The organism is Flammeovirga kamogawensis (genome assembly GCF_018736065.1).
Taxonomy (GTDB): Bacteria; Bacteroidota; Bacteroidia; order Cytophagales; family Flammeovirgaceae; genus Flammeovirga; species Flammeovirga kamogawensis.
This window is the reverse complement of record NZ_CP076129.1, coordinates 1,149,637-1,171,118: the sequence shown is the minus strand read 5'-3', so window position 1 is coordinate 1,171,118 and position 21,482 is coordinate 1,149,637. Positions and strand designations below refer to the sequence as shown.

The following is a 21,482-nucleotide window of genomic DNA, read 5'->3' as shown; positions in this document are numbered from 1 at the left end:
CAGCAATTTTAAAATTATTCTAGTAACTATGCATGCTATTAGTGTGCTTTTGAACGAACTATGACAAAAAAATGAACTTAGGATATAAAATGCTAGTCCTTGATATGGATGATACCTTATTAAGAGACGATCATACCATCTCGGATAGAAATAAATCTGTGCTTAGAAAAGCACAAGAAAATGGAATTAAAGTTGTTTTAGCTTCTGGCAGACCAACACCTGCTATGATAGAGTTTGCAAGAGATTTAGAATTAGATACATTCGGTTCTTATATCATTTCTTATAACGGTGGAACTTTAATAGATATGGTAGACGAGAGTATAATGTTCTCTCAAAGTCTATCAAAAAATGATATCCATGCATTATCAGATTTTGCGAAAAAAAATAATGTTGATATTATCACATATACAAATGATAGTATTATAAGTGAATCTCACTCTGAGTTTATTCAGGTTGAAATTGATATTACTAAAATGCGTTTTGATCAGGTAGGAGACTTTAAAAAAGCAACTGATTTTGATGCGGTTAAGTGTATAATGTTAGAAGACCCTACTTATTTAAAAACGATAAAACCATTATTGGTAAAAGAATTTCCAAATTTAAATTGCTCTTTTTCTAAACCATTCTTCTTAGAAGTTACTCAAAATGGAATAGATAAAGCAGCTACTATTCAAAGACTTTGCGAATTTACAGGAATTAAGCAAGAAGAAGTTATTGCAGTTGGTAATGCAGGAAACGATCTTTCTATGGTAGAATTTGCAGGATTGGGTGTTTGGGTTGATAATGTAACACCAGAATTAAGAGACAAAGCTGATGTTATTGTATCATCTAACAACGATGACGGAGTGGCTGAAGTAGTAGAGCAATATCTACTTAAAGAACAAATGGTTTTTAATTAAAAGAATCATTTTCTCAAAAAAAGGCTAAAGAAATGAAAAATCTATTTCTTTAGCCTTTTTTACGTTTCGTAATTACTATGAATAATTAACGACAGCTTACTCATCAAAAGTAAAGTTCTGTCGTATTAAAGTTAATGTTTCTTCAGATGGTTCTAAACCATCAATTGCTTTTTCTTTTACAGTAACCAAAGAAATGCTTCCATTTCCTAAAGATGTTTTATAATAGTAGCTAAAGTGATTATTAAAGTTTTCAACATAATCTCCAATAGACGCACCTCTTTTGTTTACCATTTCAATAATTGCTTTAATAGCTCCTTCGGCTTGTTCATGTGTAACTTTCATACTAAAACTAAAGTTTAAAATTTGATATTTTATGTATACTATAAAAATCTTATTTATTCTCTAAAAATCAATCGAATATGAAGTGCTAAACCATACAAAAAATAAGTATTATTCAATTTTAGATTTTAATTTAAGCTAATCAATTAGTTTTTGTAAATTGACATTCATAAACGAAACCAACTAAATACTTTTTTAAATAAATAGAATGAATTGTAAAATTAGAACTGCATCAATGTATGTTATATTAACTATACTTTGGAGCTTAGGAGCGTGTACAAATCAAGGTACAGAATCGCTAAAAACAACAGATACCAATGAAGAAAAGTTTATTGAAAACTTACTTTCAAAAATGTCTTTAGAAGAGAAATTAGGACAATTAAATCAAAGAGGTACATCTAGTAGAGAAAAAGGGAAGTTATCCGAAGAATTAAAACAAGCAGTAAGAAACGGCAACATAGGTTCTATGCTTAATGTTATGAACCACAACAACCTAAAAGAATTACAAAAGATTGCCGTTGAAGAAAGCCCAAATGGCATTCCTCTATTATTTGCAAGAGACGTAATTCATGGCTTTAGAACTATATTTCCAATCCCTTTAGGTCAGGCTGCAAGTTGGGATGCTAACGGTGTTAAAAAAGCTGCAGAAGTTGCTGCAAAAGAAGCAAGTAGCCAAGGAATACGTTGGACTTTTGCTCCGATGATTGATATTTCTAGAGATCCTAGATGGGGACGAATTGCGGAGTCTTTTGGTGAAGACCCTTACCTTACTTCCGTTCTAGGTAATGCAAGTATAGATGGTTTTCAAGGTGACCTCACTAAAGAGTATAATATTGCAGCTTGTGCAAAGCACTTTGCAGGTTATGGTGCTGCAGAAGGTGGTAGAGATTACAATGCAACCTACATTCCAGAACCAACACTTCGACAAGTTTACTTAGCCCCTTTTAAAAGTGCAGTAAATGCCGGTGCTTTAACTTTTATGGCTGGTTTTAACGCATTAAACGGCATACCTGTATCCGGAAATAAATGGTTATTAAATAATGTACTTAGAGAAGAATGGAATTTTGATGGAACTGTAGTTAGTGATTGGAATTCTGTAACAGAAATGATTCCTCACGGATATGCTCCTGATAAAAAACAAGCTGCCGTAAGAGCAATAGAAGCCGGGGTTGATATGGAAATGACTTCTGATGCGTATGCTGAAAATTTAGAAAACCTTTTAGAAGAGAAAGTAATAACGATAGATAAAATTGACGAGGCAGTTCGTCGTATTCTTAGAGTAAAATATAGATTAGGACTATTTGATACCCCTTTTGCTGATCTTAAGGAAATCAATTCGTTACCTCAAGAATATCTTGCCATTGCTAAAGAAGTTGCTACTAAAAGTATTGTTCTATTAAAAAATGAAAATAATGTTTTACCAATTTTAAATAATCAGAAAGTAGCTTTAATTGGTCCATTAGCCGATGCTCCTTTAGATCAATTAGGCACTTGGATCTTTGACGGTAAAAAAGAAGAATCAATAACCCTTTTAACTGCTGCAACAACTTCAAAATCAAATACTATCTATTTTGAAAAAGCCCTTAATTATAGTCGCGATAAAATAAAAAGCAACTTTAAACAGGCTATAAAAAAAGCGAAAAAAGCAGATATTATCGTTTTAGCAGTAGGAGAAGAAGCTATCTTATCAGGAGAAGCTCATTCAAGGTCTAACCTTAAATTACCAGGTGTTCAAGAAGAGTTATTACAAGAATTATCAAAATTAAATAAACCAATTGTTCTCGTGCTTATGGCAGGACGTCCTTTAATTGTTAATCATTTACTTGAAAAGGTTGATGCTGTAGTGATGGGATGGCATGCCGGAACAATGGCGGGACCTGCAATTTGGGATGTATTAACTGGAGTATCTAACCCATCTGGAAGGTTACCTATTACATGGCCAAAAGCAACTGGACAAGTACCTATGTACTACAATCACACCAACACTGGAAGGCCCGCAACTGATGAAAGTGTAGTTTTAATAGACGAAATCCCTGTAGAAGCTTGGCAATCTTCTTTAGGTAATACGTCTCATTATTTAGAAATTGGAAGGTTACCACAATGGCCTTTTGGTTTTGGATTAAGTTATAGTAATGTTAGTTATTCTGCACTTACTGTATCAAAAAAAATACAATGGAATGGAACAGTGAAGGCTTCTGTAAAAGTCAAAAATTTAGGAAAATACTCCACTACAGAAACTGTTCAGCTTTATATTCAAGATGAAGTGGCAGAATTAGTCCAACCTGTAAAAGTTTTAAAAGGATTTCAACAGGTTCAACTAGGTATTGATGAAGAAAAAACAATTCACTTTGAACTCCCAATGTTAGACTTAGCATACATTGGTCCTGACATGAAACCAAGAGTTGATGCAGGTAAATTTAAACTTTGGCTAGCACCTAACTCAGGAGAAAATAATCCATACCAGCACTTTGAATTAATAGAGAAGTAGATAGTAATTCTTTAAAACGGGAAGGATTAGGTTTAATTATCTAATCCTTTTTGTGATTATAAGTTTTTCTCAATTACAATCATTAAGAATTGTTTGTAAATAATGTTTTAAGAAACCTTGTTATTTATTCAGTATTCTTCCAAATTAGATTATCAATTAAAACTAAAGAAGTCAAAAAAACTATAATTACTAAGAAGTTATTTAAGAATAACAACTGACTTTAACTCAATATTATTAACTATTAAAAATTGACTTCTAAATAATCAATTTAACTTTAAAAAAATGAAATCGCTTAAGCTATCATGGCTTACAAGCTTACTTCTTGCTTGTATATTGTCATGCCAAAACCAAACTGATTCAGTATTAAATGATTTTAATATTGAAGAATCTAATTCAAGAATTTCAACATCATTTTCAACTAATTGTAGTATTAGTAATGATGGTAAAGTTTATAATAACTACCAAGCTGTATTTACTGTATCAAGTAATATTTCGAATGTAGATAGATATGAATGGACAATTTCTGGCGGAACAAAAGTTAGTCAATCTGGAAACTCAGTAACTATCTCAATTAGTGATGCTAGTCAACTATCTATTAATGTATCAGTTCAAGGTGATGAGACTTGTACAACAACAGAAATATATCAATTATCAGACCCCTTTGATGGTTTATATATTACAAATAACAAATCTTTGTGTTACCCTATGTATCATCCATTACCGATTTTTAGCATAGCAAATTTACCATCTGGAGCTACAGTAATTTGGTCAGCTACTAATGCATATTTAGGAGAAAGTGGTGATACAAGAGCTTTAGTACAACCAAGTAGTGTCGGAAATGTTTCTTTAACAGCTAGAGTAACTTATAAAGGAAAATCAAGGGAATATTCTACAAGAAAATTTGCAATACCTTGTGATGACGGTCAAAATCCCAATTAAAGAACAATATATTTTGAATTAATAGAGAAATAGATAGTAATTCTTTAAAACGGGAAGGATTAGGTTTAATTATCTAATCCTTTTCTTTTTTATTTCCTCTACTTTTATTTCCTATAATAATTACCTTCTCTTTGTGTTTAATTGTTCCATTCATTGAAATTACCAATACATAACTTCCTGGCTTAATTGCAGAGATGTTGAACGTATACTTAATACCATCAACCTCATAAGGAATAGACTGAATAGTCTGTCCATTTGATGTACTTATTAATTGAAAGGTAGGAACGTTATCTTTGTGAGTAGTTAGTAAAACATTCATTTCATATTGAGCTGGATTCGGATATATATTAACACTTTCTTCAATTACTTCCTCTCCATTATATACACTTTGCACCCAAATTTCTTTAGTATTATCAAAATCTACTTGTGTTAATCTATAGAATGACTTTCCTTTTAGTGGGTTTTCATCATGAAATGAATATTCAATCGCTGTATTTGAATTTCCTGCTCCAATAATTGAATCTTGTACCAATTCATAATGTTTACCATCTTGAGAACGCTCAATTATGAAGTGACTATTATTTAATTCCATTTGAGTTACCCAATTTAGTGCAATCTTATTTTCATTATGCAATTGAACATCAAAATCTGATAATTCCACAGGAAGTTTTGTTCCTAAACAATGTTTCATTAAAAATTTAGGTTTGCCTTTAATTTTAACATTAGGTTTACCTGTCTTCATATTGCAAACATCACCTTCAAAATTTGAAGCTTTTAATGTATGGCTACCTTTTATTTGTAATGTAGAGTTCTTTCCTAAAACTACTCTCGTTTTACCATTTGCATGTATTGACCCAGTAACAATATATCTAGTATTTTCAGGAATTTTGATCTTCTTATTTAACCAAACAAAAGAACCTTTTTTAGTAATTTTCTTTTGCTGGGCAAATCCATTTAAACTAATTCCAATAAGAAGATAAAGTAAAATTTTACTCATTTCTATGATTATAAAATTATGGTGCTCGTTAAATATTTTACCCAATTAAAATAATAAATAGTGATTTCATTCTAAAAGTTAGCATCAAGTAGTTTTCAAATCAAACAGAAAATTCTACATAAATCACTAATATTCATATACTTTATATGATTCGAGAAGAATTGTAATCACATAAAAAAGTCACCAATAAGCTATTGGTGACTTTCTATTTCTAACTATTATTATTACTCTAACTAAGCTACTATTATTGTTTATTTTCCATATTTTGCATGCTCGTACACTCTACCAATACGGATGTCTGTTTTCTTCATCATATCTTCTTGAGAATCCTCATTGTACTCCTTTTGCATTGCTTGCAATTTGGTTTTTAATTGTTGTGTTATCTCTTCATAACCTGCTTTACCATAAAGATTATGTAACTCATTCGGGTCTTTCTCTAGATCAAATAATTCCCAATCATTTTCTCTCCATTGCTCTTTTGCAATTTCAGGATTATAGTAGAAATGAATTAGTTTATATCTTTCTGTTCTTACCCCGTAATGAGGTAAAACATGGTGCCACCAAGGGAATTCATAATAATGATAATACACTGCGTCTCTCCAATCATTTTCTGGTTCTTCACCTTCAACAATTGATTTAATACTTCTACCTTGAATATCTGAAGGAATTTCTACACCTGCGAAATCTAAAAGTGTTGGTGCAAAATCTACGTTCATTGCTAACTTCTTAGACACTGTTTTTGGTGCAATATGATTTGGGTAACGAATTAAAAAAGGCATTTTAAATGACTCTTCATACATCATTCGTTTATCAAACCAACCGTGCTCGCCTAAATAGAAACCTTGGTCAGAAGTATAAATTACAATTGTGTTTTCAGCAAGTCCATTTTCATCTAAATAGTTTAACATCTCACCAATATAATGGTCCACACCTTTCACACACCCTAAGTATTCTTTCATGTACTTTTGGTACTTCCATTTTTTTAATGCTTGTCCTTTCAGTTCATCATTTGGCGACCATGGTTCTTCGTTGTTATTACCGTACTTGTACCAAGCTGCAATCTCCTTTTTTGTCATTGTTTCAGGATGAGGAGGAGCTACTTTCAAGTCTTTTCTATTTAAATTTCTTTCTATAGTTTGCCATGTATTACCTGCAGCTATTTTTCCTTCATAAGTATCATTAAATGTTTCTGGCTCTACAATCTCAACATCATCAAATACATGTTGAAATTGCTCATCTGGAGTCCAAGGTCTGTGTGGTGCCTTAAACTGATACATCAACATAAATGGTTTTTCTTGATCTCTACCACCAGTTAACCATTTCTTTGCATCTTCCCAAACTTGTCTTGTAGAGTGAAAAGAATTTTCTTGAACAGTATCTTTTCCGTTCTCTAAAAAAACTGTGTTGTGGTAAGTTCCTTGTCCACCATGGTTAATCATTACCTTAGAATAATTAAATCCAGTTGGTGCAGTACCTAAATGCCATTTACCTATAACTGCTGTTTGGTAACCTGCTTTCTGTAATAACTTTGGGAATGTTTGTTGCGTACCATCAAAGTCTCCTCCACTTTCGTTTTTAAAAAAGCCATTTACATGACTAAATTTACCTGTTAATATCGCAGCTCTTGAAGGGCCACATATTGCATTAGTACAAAAAGTGTTTTGCATTATCATTCCCTCATTTGCCAAACGGTCTATATTTGGAGTAAGATCTGGGAACTGTTCTGCTAACCTTCCACCATAAGCAGAAATTGCATTTGTAGCATGGTCATCACTCATAATAAAAATGATGTTTGGCTGTTTTGCCTTTGTTGTTTCATGCGTATTTTTAGCACAACCAAACAACGTGATAAATGCAGATAATACGGTTAAGTTGATAAGAATTCTATTCATTTCTACTTAAATTAAAAAGTTGTAATATTCTAACTCACCAAACAAACAACTAAATGTTTACATGATAAATTAGGGAAGTTAAATCTTGATCTATAAAATCAGTATCCGTTTTCTGAATACAATCAATACTAATTTGTTTTGATATTACAATTTTACAGTTTTCATTTTTTTTGTATGTTAAATAATTACTCTACTAGGTTGAATTATGGTTCAATAAAATTACCTTAAAAAACTATAACCACCTATATATTAATCAATTAGACTATATAAATAGTTTAAGAATCATTCGTGGTGTATTTGGAACGTTTATTCATCCACATTTTGACGTATTCATTCTACATTTGTTTAACAAACCATTCTAATTATCTATTGATTTAGAATACATTTATATTTTTATTGTGACTACTTCTAATTACAAAACTGGTGAGGATAATGTATAATTTTTCTCACCTTTTTTCATTTAAAAACAACAGAATACCATGAGAACACTTTTATTTTATCTATTCTTTTCACAAGTAGTTTCCTTTACATTTGCTCAGAAAAAGCAACCCAACATTGTCTGGATTTCTTTTGAAGATACTGGTGTTTACTTACCCTCTTATGGAGATAGCACAGCTCAACTTCCAACAATAAATCAGTTAGCAAAAGAGAGTAAGATTTTTATGAATGCGTTTTCTACAGCTGGTGTATGTGCACCTAGTAGAAGTGCAATTATAACTGGAATGTACCCAAGTACAATTGGTACAAATCATATGCGAACAGGCAGAGATATTACTGGTATAGGAAGCAGGAAATATAGAGAGAATAAAAATGTTGTAGATAGAGAAAATAATAATGTTAGAGAGTACAGTGCAGTAGTTCCCAAAGAAGTAAAATGTTTCCCAGAATATCTAAGAGCAAATGGATACTACACTACGAATAATGCAAAAACAGATTATCAGTTTGCAGCTCCATTTACTGCTTGGGATGAAAACGATGGTAAGGCACATTGGAGGAATAGAGCTGAAGGACAACCGTTCTTTGCTGTATTTAATTTTAATGAAACACACGAATCTAAGATTTGGAAAAATAAGCACCTGCCTCTAACTGTAGCAAAAGAAGATGTACCTGTTCCTCCATACTATATTGATAACGACACAACCCGTACAGATTTAGCTAGAATGTATAGTAATTTGGAGCTTTTAGATAAACGTGTTGCTAAAATTATTAATCAATTAAAAGAAGATGATCTATATGACAATACAATTATCTTCTTTTTCTCTGATCATGGAGGCCCTCTTCCACGTCAGAAAAGAGAAGTTATTGCTTCTGGCTTGCATGTCCCTTTCTTTATCAAATACCCTAAAGGTGTAAATAGTGGTAAAACAGATCAACTGATTAATTTTATTGACCTTGCTCCCACCGTTTTAGAAATGGCTGGAGTTGAAATTCCTAAACACATACAAGGACAAAGTATTTTAAAGACGTCAAGAAAGTATTCTTTTGCCGCTAGAGATCGAATGGACGAGTTTACATCAGCAAGAAGAAGTGTTACAGATGGAAAATATTTATATGTAAAATACCTTTTCCCTATTCCTTCTAGCTATCAAGATATAGCATATAGAATCCAAGTACCAATTATGGAAAACCTTAAAAATGCGTACTTAAATGGAGAATTAAATCAAATACAGGCGGAATGGTTTAGCCCTTTACAAGAGAAAGAACAGCTCTTCGATTTAGAAATCGATCCTTACGAAACAGTCAATTTAATTCATCATCAAAATTATTCAGCAGAAGTTAAGCGTTTCAGAAAACAATTAGCAAAATGGCAAAAACAAACTCCTGATTTATGTATTCAGCCTGAAGCTGAAATGATTACCTCAATGTGGCCAAATAATCAGCAACCTGTTACAAATAAGGTAAAAACTAGTATTCATGCTAATCTCCTCACTTTAACTTGCTCAACTCAGGGTGCATCAATTGGGTATCAAATAAATGGAGGAAAATGGAAACTTTATACAACTCCTATTGCTATTAATAAGGCATCAAAAATAGAAGTTAAAGCAATTCGTATTGGTTATAAAGAATCTGAAGTTGTATCCGTTAACCTCATCAATTAAAATGAAATCAATGCTAAATATTGTTGTCATTCTTTTAGCTTCTATACATTGTTTTGCTCAAATAGATCGTCCAAATGTTGTATTTATTTTAGCGGATGATTTAGGAGTAAATGCACTAGGGTGTTATGGAAATGATTTTGTAGAAACTCCTGCAATAGATCAATTAGCAAAAGAAGGTATTCGGTTTACAAATGCTTATTCTAACGATCCTACTTGTGCCCCATCAAGAGCTTCTATTATGACAGGTCAGTATGTTCCTCGTCATAAAATATATAGAGTGTCTGACCGGTACAAAAAAGATCAGGCAACACTTCAAAACATGCAATATTTGCCTCCAGAAAACAATAAACCGAATGGAAAAGGGGTTGGTTTAAGTCTAGATAAAGTATTAATTCCGGAAGCATTAAAAGAAAATGGTTATGCAACTGCGGGTTTTGGGAAATGGCACCTTGGTACCAAAGAGTTAAGTATGCAAAACCAAGGTTTTGATGAAGCCATTGAAACAAAAAAGCATTATAACTTTACGCACTTTCCTACACAAACTGATGTTCTAGAAAATGATTATAATGCGGATTATATTACAAAAAAAGGGATTGCATTTATAGAGAAACAAGTTAATAACAACACTCCATTTTTCTTGTTTTTACCTTACTATTTAGTACATAAACCCTTAGAACCAAAACTAGAAACTTACACCTACTTTAAAGATAAATATAACTTTGATGAAGAAACAACGAAAGTTTTGGCAATGATAAAAAACCTTGATGAAAGTGTTGCTAAGGTTCTTTCTAGTCTCAAAAAGTTAAATATTGAAGACAATACTTTAATAATTTTTGCTTCGGATAATGGGCATTATAAAACAAGCAATGGAATGTTTACAAAACCTTACCAAGGTTATAAAGGCAATACGTTAGAAGGAGGTATAAGAGTACCTTATATCATGAAATATAGTAAGAAGATTAAAGCAAACCAGGTTTCTACTTCTCCAATAATTCACGTAGATATTTATCCCACCATTTTATCGTTTACAAACACGCTTCTACCAAAAAAACATGTACTTGATGGGGTGAATTTACAGCCTATTACAACAGGTGAAAAGAAGTTAATTGCTGATAGAAAGCTTATTTGGCAATACACAAATTATTCTCGATTCAATAAAAAAAGTAAAAAGTTTACCGCTGAGTGGGTGAATGTAATTCAATATAAAGGTTTTAAAATGACTGAGTTTGTGGAAAACAATACCTATAAATTATTTGATTTAACCACGGACCCTTATGAACAAAATGAAATAACTAATGTTTTACCTCAAAAAATTAAAGAGTTGAGTGCACTTCTTCAAAAATGGAAAGAGGATACCAATGCAGAGTTACCAAGAGTAAACCCAGCTTATATCCATCCTATCAATTAAAAATTATTTGTTTTAATAGGGGTTTTGCAAACAAAAAACACTTCTATTAATGAGAGTAATAAAATTGATTGAAGATTACCTGAAGAAATTATTTAGGTTTAACATTGGGATAGTTCGTCTTTAATAAGGACGAACTATTTTTTTGTAAAAAAAGTGATGCCTAAGAATAGACATCACTAAATAGGTGAAATGGGTATATTTTAAACATTTTACTAGTTAGGTACTAATAAATTCTAGTATTCTGAGTGATAATCCAGGTTTTAATGTCTTTTATTTGTGGTTTATTTTTTAATCTGTTTTTTACAAAAGTGATATTCTTTACTGAGTTATCAGGGTCTGAAATTGCTTCTAATTTATGAATTTCAAATCCACAAATTGTGCTATTAGATGCATCCGATTTATCGTAGCTAATATTCTCTAAAATAAGCTTCTCAATTCTCGTAGTATTCAATTTTTCATTTTTCAATACAATATCTTCAGAGAGAAGTACAATATGTTTAGAAATGGCAATTTCTCCGTAGCTTACTTCAGATGGTCTTACAATAATACTGTCTCCATGGTTTGCATTATTTATAGCAATCTGTAAGTTTAAGTAATCTGTATTTTCTCCTCCATTATTGTCTACTATTACACGTTGAGAAAATGAAGAAAATTGCACAGAAATTAGGAATAAGATAGTAAATAGCGTTTTCATTTTTAAAAGGTTAATTGATAAGGAATAGCTTTCAAAGCATTTACACAAACTATATATAACTGATAGTAATACAATTATAGTTCCTTTTTGTTTAAATACACTAACAAAAGTGGTAAGGTACTAGGTAGAAACATATTAATATGCAACAAATAAGTCCTATAATTATATAGGACTTAAAAAGCATTTGTAAGAAATAGTTTTAGGCAATAATTTTATATTTGTTAAATTGACACTAGGAATATTTGCTCTGGTTTTAAAATTTCATTTTTTCCATATTTATAATGATGACTTTCTATTACTCTGTCTACAATTTCCCACGACCATTCTTTACCTGAAACTTTTGATAACTCTTTAGAAATTCCAAAAAAAGTAGCACCTCTCCCTACACTAATCTGATACTTTTGTACTGTTTTATACTGTGCTGGTACATGGTAATTATATTTATCATTTTCATTTTTTGGATCTGTTGTGTCAGACATTGCATTTGTAGTAAAACAAACACCTAAAACAGTAAAGATGATAACAAATAAATTTTTCATTTTTGTAGCTTTTATATTTATGTAATACATATTATAGTAATCTTCAATCAAGAGAATAGAAACTTATATTTTTTATTTTCTTGATGTTTCAAATTTAATCAATTTTATTTTAATGTTCAAAATTTAAACATTAAAAATTCTAATTTTTTAAACATTTTGTTTTTAAAAGGTGGTAAAGAAGAGGTGGGTTGGGTTAGTGGAATAAATACAATCGTATAATTTCAGTACTATATTTTAAACTTCACCTCCACCATTAATTGCCTTTGGGTTAAAGTATAAAAAGATTGATTACTTTGGAATGCATTCATTGCTGTTTGTGTATAAAAACAGTGATCGAGAAGGTTTTGAACTATAAATAGTAGTCTTGTTTTCTTATTAAACTTATACTGGTAAGAAAAGTTTATGTACTAAAAATCATTATCGATAAAAGTATGAGCAATCCATTTATTATTCCATTTAATAATGGTATTTCTTTTTTGAGAATTGAATATCCATACCTATAATTCGCTACGACCAATCTACTTTATTTAGTGGTATCTATTTTCTCTGTTGTATTTGAATACACCAAATAAGTATTTATTTTATAAAAGCTATTCCCTACCTCTATTATTATATACTTCAAAACCTAAGATATTTTCCTTTTGTATCTCATAGGCAATAATAGTAACGCCATGAATTACTTCTCCTTTTTGATTTTTAATGACACCTTGAACTGAAGTTTATGTAAATAGGATTGAAGTTTTAAAGAGTAATAAATAGTGTTAGATAGTTTTTCATTTAGTTCAAATATTCGCAAATTAAAGACCTTTTTGAAGAGTGTATTCTCTAAAAAGTAGATAGTCATATAAAGTATATTTCAATTTTTGTTTTTTAATGTTTTCTTCAGATGAATCTTCAAGGTATGGTCTTTCAATTCTATGTTTTGAAGTAAAGTCAAAACTTATATCATAACCTGCTTCAAGTTTATTTTTTTGCTTTATTACATTTCTTAAAGCTAACTTTTGTTTAATAGGATTAAGAAATTCTCTACCAGTTGATGTGTCTCGTAATTCATAAGTAGTATCGGTTTCAATACTTATCATTTCAAACTTATGTAAATTTTGAGTATCATTCACAGCAACAATCAAACCTGGTAACCCTCTAAACATATATGGTCCGTCAGCAATTGGAATTTCAGGTGTAAACCATGCTTCAAATTTATATTGACCGAAAGTTGTTAATGCTTTAATACAATGATTGTTATCTATAATTTTGCTTTCATCTGTTACTTCCCAAATCATTTCATCATAACTTTCTTAAAATGAACAAAGCACACCAAAGCCATGTGTATAAATTACTTTTTGAGAAGTATTGTCTTTAAATACTTTAAAATTATTACTCTCCGGCTCTGAAATGTTATCCAGTTTCATATTTAGAATATCGAAGACAGAACTATTTTTATCTAATTTGCTTGCTGCATAAGCTCGTTTTATCTCAATACCAATTAAATAATCATTATAGTTATTGTATTCTGAAAATTGATCATTCAAATACAAAACAAACTTTTCGTTTACTTTAGTTGTGTCATCTACAAAAGGTTGAAATGTATGCATATAAATACATTTCATTTTTGATTGACCCTTCGGTGTTATTGTATCTTGAGAGAAAAGTAATGTTGCTTTTAATAGCAAAAGTAGAGTGAAATAGTTTTTCATTTTTAGCAAAAAATAGTAATAGTTAGTGTACTCGAAGTTATAAATAAATTTTACTTACTGAAACTTTTATCAAAAAAACACTGTGGTTTCTTATTTTTTCTTTTTTATGTTTATTTTTTTAAACAACACAAACAACTCATAATAAGGTGATTACAACAAATTAAACACTTCAGAATAAAATAAATACACTCCTTTAATGTTAATAAAATTCAATCGTACTGTCACATAAATTGGCATAGCTGTCTACATTATGTAAGCATTTAAAGCAGTTCTATTAAAGATAAAGTGATAGAAAATTATTAAGCCTGAAATAGGGCTATGATTTAAAGTAGTTAAGTAGTAAAATGTAGTAATATCAAAAAGGAGCTTTCCATTGGAGTGCTCCTTTTTTTATGGTAATTTTTTGAGGCTAACTGGTAACTCCCCTTTACACTCTATCTCACCGCTTAAAACTCGAAGTGCGGCTTCTTGCATAAACTCAGAATCTTGATAAGTTAATAGTACTTCTTTTGCAATTTCGATGTTTTCAATTTCATCTAGGCCATACGCATTTCCAAAAAAGAGTAGAGTTACCTGTTTATTAGAAAGAAAATCTAATACTTGCTTTCTTATAATTTCAGGGAGATCAAAGTGGTTAAAAGGCTTAATATTAATTCCATGTATACTCAGAATTACACGTTCATAATTTTCTACTTTTTCAAGTAGCTTTTTTAATGATGCTTCTCCCTCCCTTTCATTCCATGTTAAAGTAGTGACTTCTAAAGCTCTTAAGCCATTAAATAACACATTCTTTTCTTCTTTTCTTATTTCTTTTAAATGATGAGCAACTTGTTCTCTAGTACTTATTGTCTGATGCTCTCCAACCAACTTTAAGTAGATTGTTTTGTCTTTATCTATAGGCTGCATAGGTGATTTTCCCAAATAAGTGATGGATGCCTCTGCCAACGCTTTGTTTAGTTGTTTGCTTTCCTCATCATTTAGATCAGCTGATAAATTTCTTGAATTAATTTCTTTCAATTGATCTAAACCTACCCACTTTTTCATGGCCAATAAATTAGTTACAATTTCATCTAATTGCTCTTCAGAAAAATCACCATTTACAAGTGCTTGCTTTATCTTCTCAACACCTTTTGGTACACTTCTGCTATTTGTAATGATATGATTTCCTGCTAAAATTGCCATTAAATCAGCCTCACCATCCTTATAATATTTAGTAATTCCTTGCATATCCATTGCGTCTGTAATGGCTAGCCCTTTAAAATCTAATTGATCAAAAAGGATAGAAGAAAGAATTTTATTAGACAATGTTGTAGGCATGTTATCTCTTTTATCCCAAACAGGAATTTCTAGATGTGCCGTCATTATACTACTTAAACCATTCTTTATAAGCTCTTTAAATGGATATAATTCAATTGCATTTAAACGCTCAGAAGAATGTGATAAACGTGGCAAATCTAAATGTGAATCTGTAGCTGTATCACCATGACCCGGAAAGTGCTTTGCATTATCTAATACATGTACAGATTGTAAACCCTTCATATAAGCTATCCCTTTATTTGCTACTTTAACCTTATCTTCTCCAAAAGAACGATAATTAATTACAGGATTTTTAGGGTTGTTATTTACATCTACTACAGGAGCCAACGGAGAACAAACTCCTATTCTTTTACAATGCTCTCCTATTTTTCGTGCCATTTTAAAAATTAAAGCATCATCCGCAATCGCACCTAAAGCCATCTGATACGGAAACTGTGTTGTGCCTTGTAATCGCATGGCTAATCCCCATTCTGCATCTATATTTATAAACAAAGGCACACTACTTTTAGACTGGTATTTATTGGTTAATTCTACCTGCTTGAATGGTTCTCCCTGAAAAAATGTTAGCCCTCCTAAATGGTATTTTTCAATTAATGTAAGAATTTCTTCTTCGTGCTTTTCATCTCTATTAGAAAAGGCAGCTACTTGAAAAAGTTGACCAATTTTCTGTTCTAAAGACATATTTTTGAGTGTTTTTTTCACCCATGAATCGTTTCTATGATTATGAAATGGAGGGTACATATTTTAGGGGTATTGATAGGTTTAAAAAAATTGATCGCTTACTTTTTAAAAGTGATTTCTTGAAGCATTTTTCGTTTAAGCTGTACAATATATTGCTTTAGCATTTTCTGATCTACAGGCATTTTTCGCTCTCTTCTTTTCGTTAAATAAGCACGTATCTCTTTTCCTAATCGCTTATCTAATTCTAAATCTTTTCGAGTACGAGCTAAGCGGTCAAACTTATCAACTATAACATCTTGAACACCTCTTAACTCTTCTGCTTTAGATATTTTTTTAGTCCCAAAAGCACGTCCCCCAATAGTTTTACCAGTAGGTCTTTTTTTCATTATTCTATTATTTGATTCTTATTTCAAACCTGCTACTTCAATATAAGATTTTAATTCAGCATTCATCTCATTTATGCTTTTTTCTGTAGTATCTATTTCCTTTTCAACTTCTTCAATTTGCATTAATAATCTAAAAGGAACCATCTCTCCGCCATACTTCGCTTTTTCTAGTTCATAATGCCTTAAAGCAGTTCTTTGGTAGTTCATTTTCTGCTCTAACACATTTTTATCCTCTCTTAATTGTTCTATTCTGTGCTTATTTGTATTTACAGAATGTAGAAGTTCATGTAGGAATCCAAGATCCTCTAATAAAGTAGGAATTGAATTTGGTAAAATTACATTACTTTTTGTTTGCTCAATTTCATTAATTCTAGCAAAACCATCTTCTAGTTTTTTTACTAAAGCAACATCCACTTTCTCTTGTACTTTTAACGACTCGTTGGCTTCTGTCAATAAGTTTTTAATTGTATTATTTTGCTGAGAGATAGAAAAGTAACTTACAGATTCTTCAAACAATTTATTCACCTTTTCCTTGGTTACGTCATCATCTTTTAGAAGACATAAATTAAAGGCTTCGATACATTCGTTTTGTTGTAAAAATGAGGCAATTGATTGTGTAATAATCTTCACAGCATCAGTAAAGCTAAACCGTGCAGCTCCAGTTCCAATTGCAGGTAACGATATCCTTTTTATTTTTAGTGCTTTACTTAATGAAAGCACATTATCCATAATCATTTTTAGAGCATCTTCATCAAGGTACTCTTCATTTTGGTAGTTTATAGTTATGGCATGGAAAACATATTTCATTTGTAAAGTCCCTGCCGAAGAAACCACTACGTCACCCAAAGAAAGAGCTGTATGTTTTTGAGCATCTTCTTGAATATATGGACCACCATTTCTACGGATAGTGGCAGATACTCCTCCACCCATTGTAATCATTTCATCGTCAGAACTCACAATAGCATCTGATGGTACCTGAGTGATATCGTCATAGATCAAATTAAATTTTGATCCACCTATATAGTATGTTGCTTTGTTATGTTCCATTATTGGATGTATTTCAGTAGTTCCGTTTTTATTTTCTCCAATTCTGCTTTCGCATCATTTATTCTATGTATTAAAATTGGAGGTGCCATATCACCATATTTAGCTTTTGCTTCTAATGCTGCACGCAGATTTTTTTGATGGATGGTATACAATTTTAATTGATGTTCCACTTCAACTTTATTTTTTATCTCTATCTGATCAAAAGGTCTTTTTGTTATAGATGATAATTGACCTTCTACCGTGTCTGGTAATAACTCTTCAACTTCTACAAGTTCAGCTTTTTCTGTAGAGGTACTTTCTGTTTTCTCTGGTACTATTTGATTTACCTCCTCTTCTGAATTTTGAGGTTGTTCTTTACGCTTTTTAATAACAAAAAAGTTGATCGTAGCTCCAATTGCGATCACCAAGACGATACAATAGAGTAGAATATTATCTTCTTTTTTCTGGCCTCTTGTTAAATTATTTTCCATAGCAATCTCCTCTTTCCCTGTCTGTACATTGGACAATGTAGAAGAATTTGATCTGCTAAAAATATATTCACTTCCTAACTCATTTTTACCAAAAGAACCGTACATACTTTCCGACATCGATCGTTTTGTCTGTTGGTGTACATCAGATAATGTAAAAAGTGTGTTCTGGTCGTTATCAAGAACATTGAGAATGGCACTACAAAAAGGAGAATGTCCATCAACACCATCAGATACTCTTTCTAAAGCACCAGATGTTAAATAAACCCTTGTCACCTTATTCATCTTCTTTTTAAGAAAACGACCCGTTACCATTTCATCTTCTACCTTACCTCTATATTTAGGTGTTTCATCTCTTAGTTTTTCATTAAAACTCCCTCCAAAGCAAACATCTAATACCAATGCCACATGGTTTGCTTCTAAAGCGTTTAATAAACCATTTAACCTTCTGTACTGAAGATAAGATTTTCTAGTAGGATCTTTTCTTGTGGTTTTACTGTCTTTAAATACTAGGAATCCATCATCAAATTGTTTTTGATCATAATCTCCATGGCCAGCAATATATATTAGAAACCTATCTTTAGGTTTTATGAACTGATGATACGTAAGAATTGCTTTCTCCACCTCTTCTAAAGTTGGAGATAATAATAATTTTGTAGAAAAATCATATTCTTTTTTTAATACTGTATTAATGCTCTTTGCATCATTTTCTGCATTATCTAGGTTTGGCCACATGGGCTTTCCATCGTACTTATCTGTACCAATAATTAGTGCATATTGCACGCTCTCAGATAATTCTGGTTGATCGTATGTTTGTGCATTCGTGGCTAAATAACCAAGTAATGCCACAAGCAAGAGTAAAAGTTTGTTATTAATTTTCATACAAAAGCATTGTAATACCTATGTAAATATAAGGAATAGGTAATTATCCTTTATAAAAAATTTGGCGATGTAACGAATTGACTATCTTTGTGCACCACATATTACATACTAGAATGCACATTTGGAAAAAGAAATCACGCGCAGAAATTCAAGAGAGAATTTTTGAAGCCTTAGATAACAATACAGATTATTTTGGAAATCAATCGTTGGGAGTTCCTGGCTCTCACTTAGATAGTAAAGTTTTCCCAGACGATGCCCCATTTTTAAAAGAGGCTCCATTTATAACTACTCTATTACACAATCCTAACCATATTGGTTGTCACACACAAGGTATTTCCGAAAGCTTCTTTAAAGGAACTCAATCTATTGAAAGAGAGCTTATTGAAGTTTGTGGGACTGATATTCTAAACGCAGAAATTAATACTATTGACGGGTATGTTGCCTCTGGAGGGACTGAAGCTAACATGCAGGCAATATGGATATATCGAAATTATTATAAGCAAGAATTTAATGCTTCTAACGATGAAATTGCGATCATCTCTTCTGAAGATAGTCATTATTCAATGGCCAAAGCTTCTAATATTTTATCGCTTGCTTATTATAGAATTTCTGTTGATTTTGATACAAGAGAGGTCTCAGAAGATACAGTAGGAAGTTGTATTGAAAAGGCACAAGTAGATGGTAAAAAATATTTTATCATTATTGCTAATATGATGACAACAATGTATGGTTCTGTAGATAAAGTAGATTTATTTACTGATTACCTTGATGCTCATAATTTAAATTATAAACTACATATTGATGGTGCCTACGGAGGGTTCTTTTTCCCTTTCTCACATAAGCAACATCAGTTAGATTTTAGAAACCCAAAAGTGACATCTGTTACTTTGGATGCTCATAAAATGTTGCAAGCACCTTATGGAACTGGCGTGTTTTTAATTAGAAAAGACTGGATGCATTATGCCAATACTAAAGCAGATTATGTAGAAGGTGATGACTTTACACTGATAGGTTCTAGGTCTGGTGCAAATGCTATTGCCATTTGGATGATTTTAATGACGTACGGCCCATATGGAATGCGGGAAAAGATTTATATTTTATCTAAAAGAGCAGACTGGTTTACTCATAAATTAGACGAAATTGGTATTTCTTATTTTAGGAGTAAAGATTCTAATATTGTTACTATGCATGCCGATAAAATTCGTCCGGAAACAGCCAAACGATTTGGTTTAGTACCCGATGTTCACCATAATCCAAAATGGTATAAAGTGGTAGTAATGGAACACGTTACAATAGAAAAATTAGAACCACTAATAGAAGAACTTTCCGTTCAATAATTAGTAGAAAATAAAACGGCTCATCAAGTATTTTTCTTGATGAGCCGTTTACGTATTGCATAAAATATTTAATTTATCACATCTTTATATCTCTCTTTTATATCAACAAACGCTCTTCTCTGCTCTTGGTATTTTTGTTGTGTTGATGGACGAGGATTCCAATTAGGATCAGGTATTTGTACTCTAATGTCTTCCCAATTATGGTTATCATAAAAATGAGCATCGTATGTACAACCATCCATTTGATCAAAAGGTACTAGAAAGATGTAGGCATCAAAAAATTGATTTAACCTAAATGTATCATTACATGATGCATAAAAACTATTATCTTCTAACAGCCCCATTGGTGAATGAACTAGATCAAATGCTATCGGCTTATTTCCATTTAATGCCATTGCTTTTTCAATATTTCCATGTGCAGGTGACATCAACTTATAATTAGATTTTTCTGTTCCATAAAATGCTTGATGCAATAAGATAGTATATACTTTATCGGGATGTTTATCTAGTAAACGGTGTCCTAAATAAATGGCTTCTGCGGGACAATTTTCTGAAATCTTATTTTCTAAATTTCTATTTAAAAACTTTGTAAATGCATGTGGAGTACCTACTAGTAAAAGTGCTTTCTCATTTTTATCAAAAACTTCTTTTTCCACAACCTTAGCTCGATAAAGATCTGCTTCTCCTTTATTAAATATTTCAGCTTTTTCTTCGGGTGTATTTTCACCTAAGTAATTACTCCAATTGTATTGGTAGCTAAGGTTTATTATTCTAAATTTCTTATCATTAGCTTTTAATGTTGTATTAAATTTCCAAGCATTTTTATAGACATCCATATATTCTTTATAAGGCCATCCAACGTTATAAAAGAACATTATATTTCTCATAAGTTCTTCATCAAACTGAGGGGCTGATAATAGAGAATCTACTTTATGTTGCATTTCCGAAGCGCCAAACTCCATTCCTAAATTATAAACTCCTGCCTTGTATAATTTAGGAATTAACTGACTTACAAAATCAAGGTTATTTTTAATACCGTGGTCTTCTCCTAATAGAACAACCGTATTGGTTTTAAATTTCTTAATTATAAATTCTGATGGGGTAGTCTCGTACTCCTTTAAGTATTTTTCTGTTGTTAATGAGCTAGTAGGTTTATTACAAGAAATTATAGTAATAAAGTATAGGGTAATAAAGATATAACGCATATTTAATTAGTATTTAGGTATGTGCTAATTAAATATAACTAATTATTAAGAAAATTGAAAAGAGGACAATTTATTAAAAAATTGTTTTTAAGTAAATAAATATGATGTATCAATTACAACTTTTCTTAATTCAATTCCAGCTTTTAATTTGATAACCGATTACATCAGTTTA

18 protein-coding genes are annotated in these 21,482 nt (G+C 31.2%); 6 read left to right on the top strand and 12 right to left on the bottom strand.

Features of this window, described 5'->3' with window-relative positions:
• Positions 1–71: 71 nt before the first annotated feature.
• Complete coding sequence (locus KM029_RS23015) at positions 72–899, top strand: Cof-type HAD-IIB family hydrolase (protein WP_144076153.1); 828 nt, start codon at positions 72–74, stop codon at positions 897–899.
• 96 nt (positions 900–995) lie between these two features.
• Here the strand turns inward: KM029_RS23015 and KM029_RS23010 are convergent, their stop codons facing one another.
• Positions 996–1,241 (bottom strand): hypothetical protein, encoded by a 246-nt coding sequence (locus KM029_RS23010; RefSeq protein WP_144076152.1) that lies wholly within the window; start codon positions 1,239–1,241, stop codon positions 996–998.
• A gap of 205 nt (positions 1,242–1,446) precedes the next feature.
• On the opposite strand from KM029_RS23010, the gene bglX reads away from it, so the two are divergent.
• Both bglX and KM029_RS23000 read left to right on the top strand, forming a co-directional pair.
• Positions 1,447–3,726 (top strand): beta-glucosidase BglX, encoded by a 2,280-nt coding sequence (gene bglX / locus KM029_RS23005; RefSeq protein ID WP_240050358.1) that lies wholly within the window; start codon positions 1,447–1,449, stop codon positions 3,724–3,726.
• A gap of 282 nt (positions 3,727–4,008) precedes the next feature.
• Complete coding sequence (locus KM029_RS23000) at positions 4,009–4,665, top strand: hypothetical protein (RefSeq protein ID WP_144076151.1); 657 nt, start codon at positions 4,009–4,011, stop codon at positions 4,663–4,665.
• A 73-nt stretch (positions 4,666–4,738) separates the two neighbouring features.
• Here KM029_RS23000 and KM029_RS22995 read toward each other — a convergent pair whose 3' ends face one another.
• Positions 4,739–5,662 (bottom strand): T9SS type A sorting domain-containing protein, encoded by a 924-nt coding sequence (locus tag KM029_RS22995; RefSeq protein WP_144076150.1) that lies wholly within the window; start codon positions 5,660–5,662, stop codon positions 4,739–4,741.
• A gap of 251 nt (positions 5,663–5,913) precedes the next feature.
• Positions 5,914–7,554, bottom strand: coding sequence for a sulfatase family protein (locus tag KM029_RS22990; protein ID WP_144076149.1), 1,641 nt, complete (start codon positions 7,552–7,554; stop codon positions 5,914–5,916).
• A gap of 479 nt (positions 7,555–8,033) precedes the next feature.
• On the opposite strand from KM029_RS22990, the gene KM029_RS22985 reads away from it, so the two are divergent.
• Complete coding sequence (locus KM029_RS22985; RefSeq protein ID WP_144076148.1) at positions 8,034–9,653, top strand: sulfatase-like hydrolase/transferase; 1,620 nt, start codon at positions 8,034–8,036, stop codon at positions 9,651–9,653.
• A 1-nt stretch (position 9,654) separates the two neighbouring features.
• Entirely contained in the window at positions 9,655–11,061 is a 1,407-nt protein-coding gene (locus KM029_RS22980) for a sulfatase-like hydrolase/transferase (protein WP_144076147.1), read from the top strand.
• A 223-nt stretch (positions 11,062–11,284) separates the two neighbouring features.
• Here KM029_RS22980 and KM029_RS22975 read toward each other — a convergent pair whose 3' ends face one another.
• The 8 genes from KM029_RS22975 to KM029_RS22940 all read right to left on the bottom strand — a co-directional run bounded on the left by KM029_RS22975 (position 11,285) and on the right by KM029_RS22940 (position 18,768).
• Complete coding sequence (locus tag KM029_RS22975; RefSeq protein ID WP_144076146.1) at positions 11,285–11,755, bottom strand: hypothetical protein; 471 nt, start codon at positions 11,753–11,755, stop codon at positions 11,285–11,287.
• Between the two features lie 221 nt (positions 11,756–11,976).
• Positions 11,977–12,294 (bottom strand): hypothetical protein, encoded by a 318-nt coding sequence (locus tag KM029_RS22970; RefSeq protein WP_144076145.1) that lies wholly within the window; start codon positions 12,292–12,294, stop codon positions 11,977–11,979.
• A 797-nt stretch (positions 12,295–13,091) separates the two neighbouring features.
• Positions 13,092–13,574: a GLPGLI family protein gene (locus tag KM029_RS22965; RefSeq protein WP_144076144.1), complete on the bottom strand. Its 483-nt coding sequence runs from the start codon at positions 13,572–13,574 to the stop codon at positions 13,092–13,094.
• A gap of 15 nt (positions 13,575–13,589) precedes the next feature.
• Entirely contained in the window at positions 13,590–13,988 is a 399-nt protein-coding gene (locus KM029_RS22960; protein ID WP_144076143.1) for a hypothetical protein, read from the bottom strand.
• A 390-nt stretch (positions 13,989–14,378) separates the two neighbouring features.
• Complete coding sequence (locus tag KM029_RS22955; RefSeq protein ID WP_215586364.1) at positions 14,379–15,986, bottom strand: glycoside hydrolase family 3 protein; 1,608 nt, start codon at positions 15,984–15,986, stop codon at positions 14,379–14,381.
• 98 nt (positions 15,987–16,084) lie between these two features.
• Positions 16,085–16,372: a hypothetical protein gene (locus KM029_RS22950; protein ID WP_144076141.1), complete on the bottom strand. Its 288-nt coding sequence runs from the start codon at positions 16,370–16,372 to the stop codon at positions 16,085–16,087.
• A gap of 18 nt (positions 16,373–16,390) precedes the next feature.
• Positions 16,391–17,419, bottom strand: a complete 1,029-nt coding sequence (locus KM029_RS22945; RefSeq protein WP_144076140.1) for a macro domain-containing protein — start codon at positions 17,417–17,419, stop codon at positions 16,391–16,393.
• Entirely contained in the window at positions 17,419–18,768 is a 1,350-nt protein-coding gene (locus KM029_RS22940) for a caspase family protein (protein ID WP_144076139.1), read from the bottom strand. The genes KM029_RS22945 and KM029_RS22940 overlap by 1 nt, the downstream gene beginning before the upstream one ends.
• Positions 18,769–18,881: 113 nt before the next feature.
• Between KM029_RS22940 and KM029_RS22935 the strand changes: the two genes are divergently transcribed.
• Positions 18,882–20,105: a pyridoxal phosphate-dependent decarboxylase family protein gene (locus KM029_RS22935; RefSeq protein ID WP_144076138.1), complete on the top strand. Its 1,224-nt coding sequence runs from the start codon at positions 18,882–18,884 to the stop codon at positions 20,103–20,105.
• A 68-nt stretch (positions 20,106–20,173) separates the two neighbouring features.
• On the opposite strand, the gene KM029_RS22930 is transcribed toward KM029_RS22935, so the two are convergent.
• A complete protein-coding gene (locus tag KM029_RS22930) occupies positions 20,174–21,310 on the bottom strand; it encodes a hypothetical protein (protein ID WP_144076137.1) in 1,137 nt (378 codons plus the stop codon).
• Between the last annotated feature and the right edge of the window lie 172 nt (positions 21,311–21,482).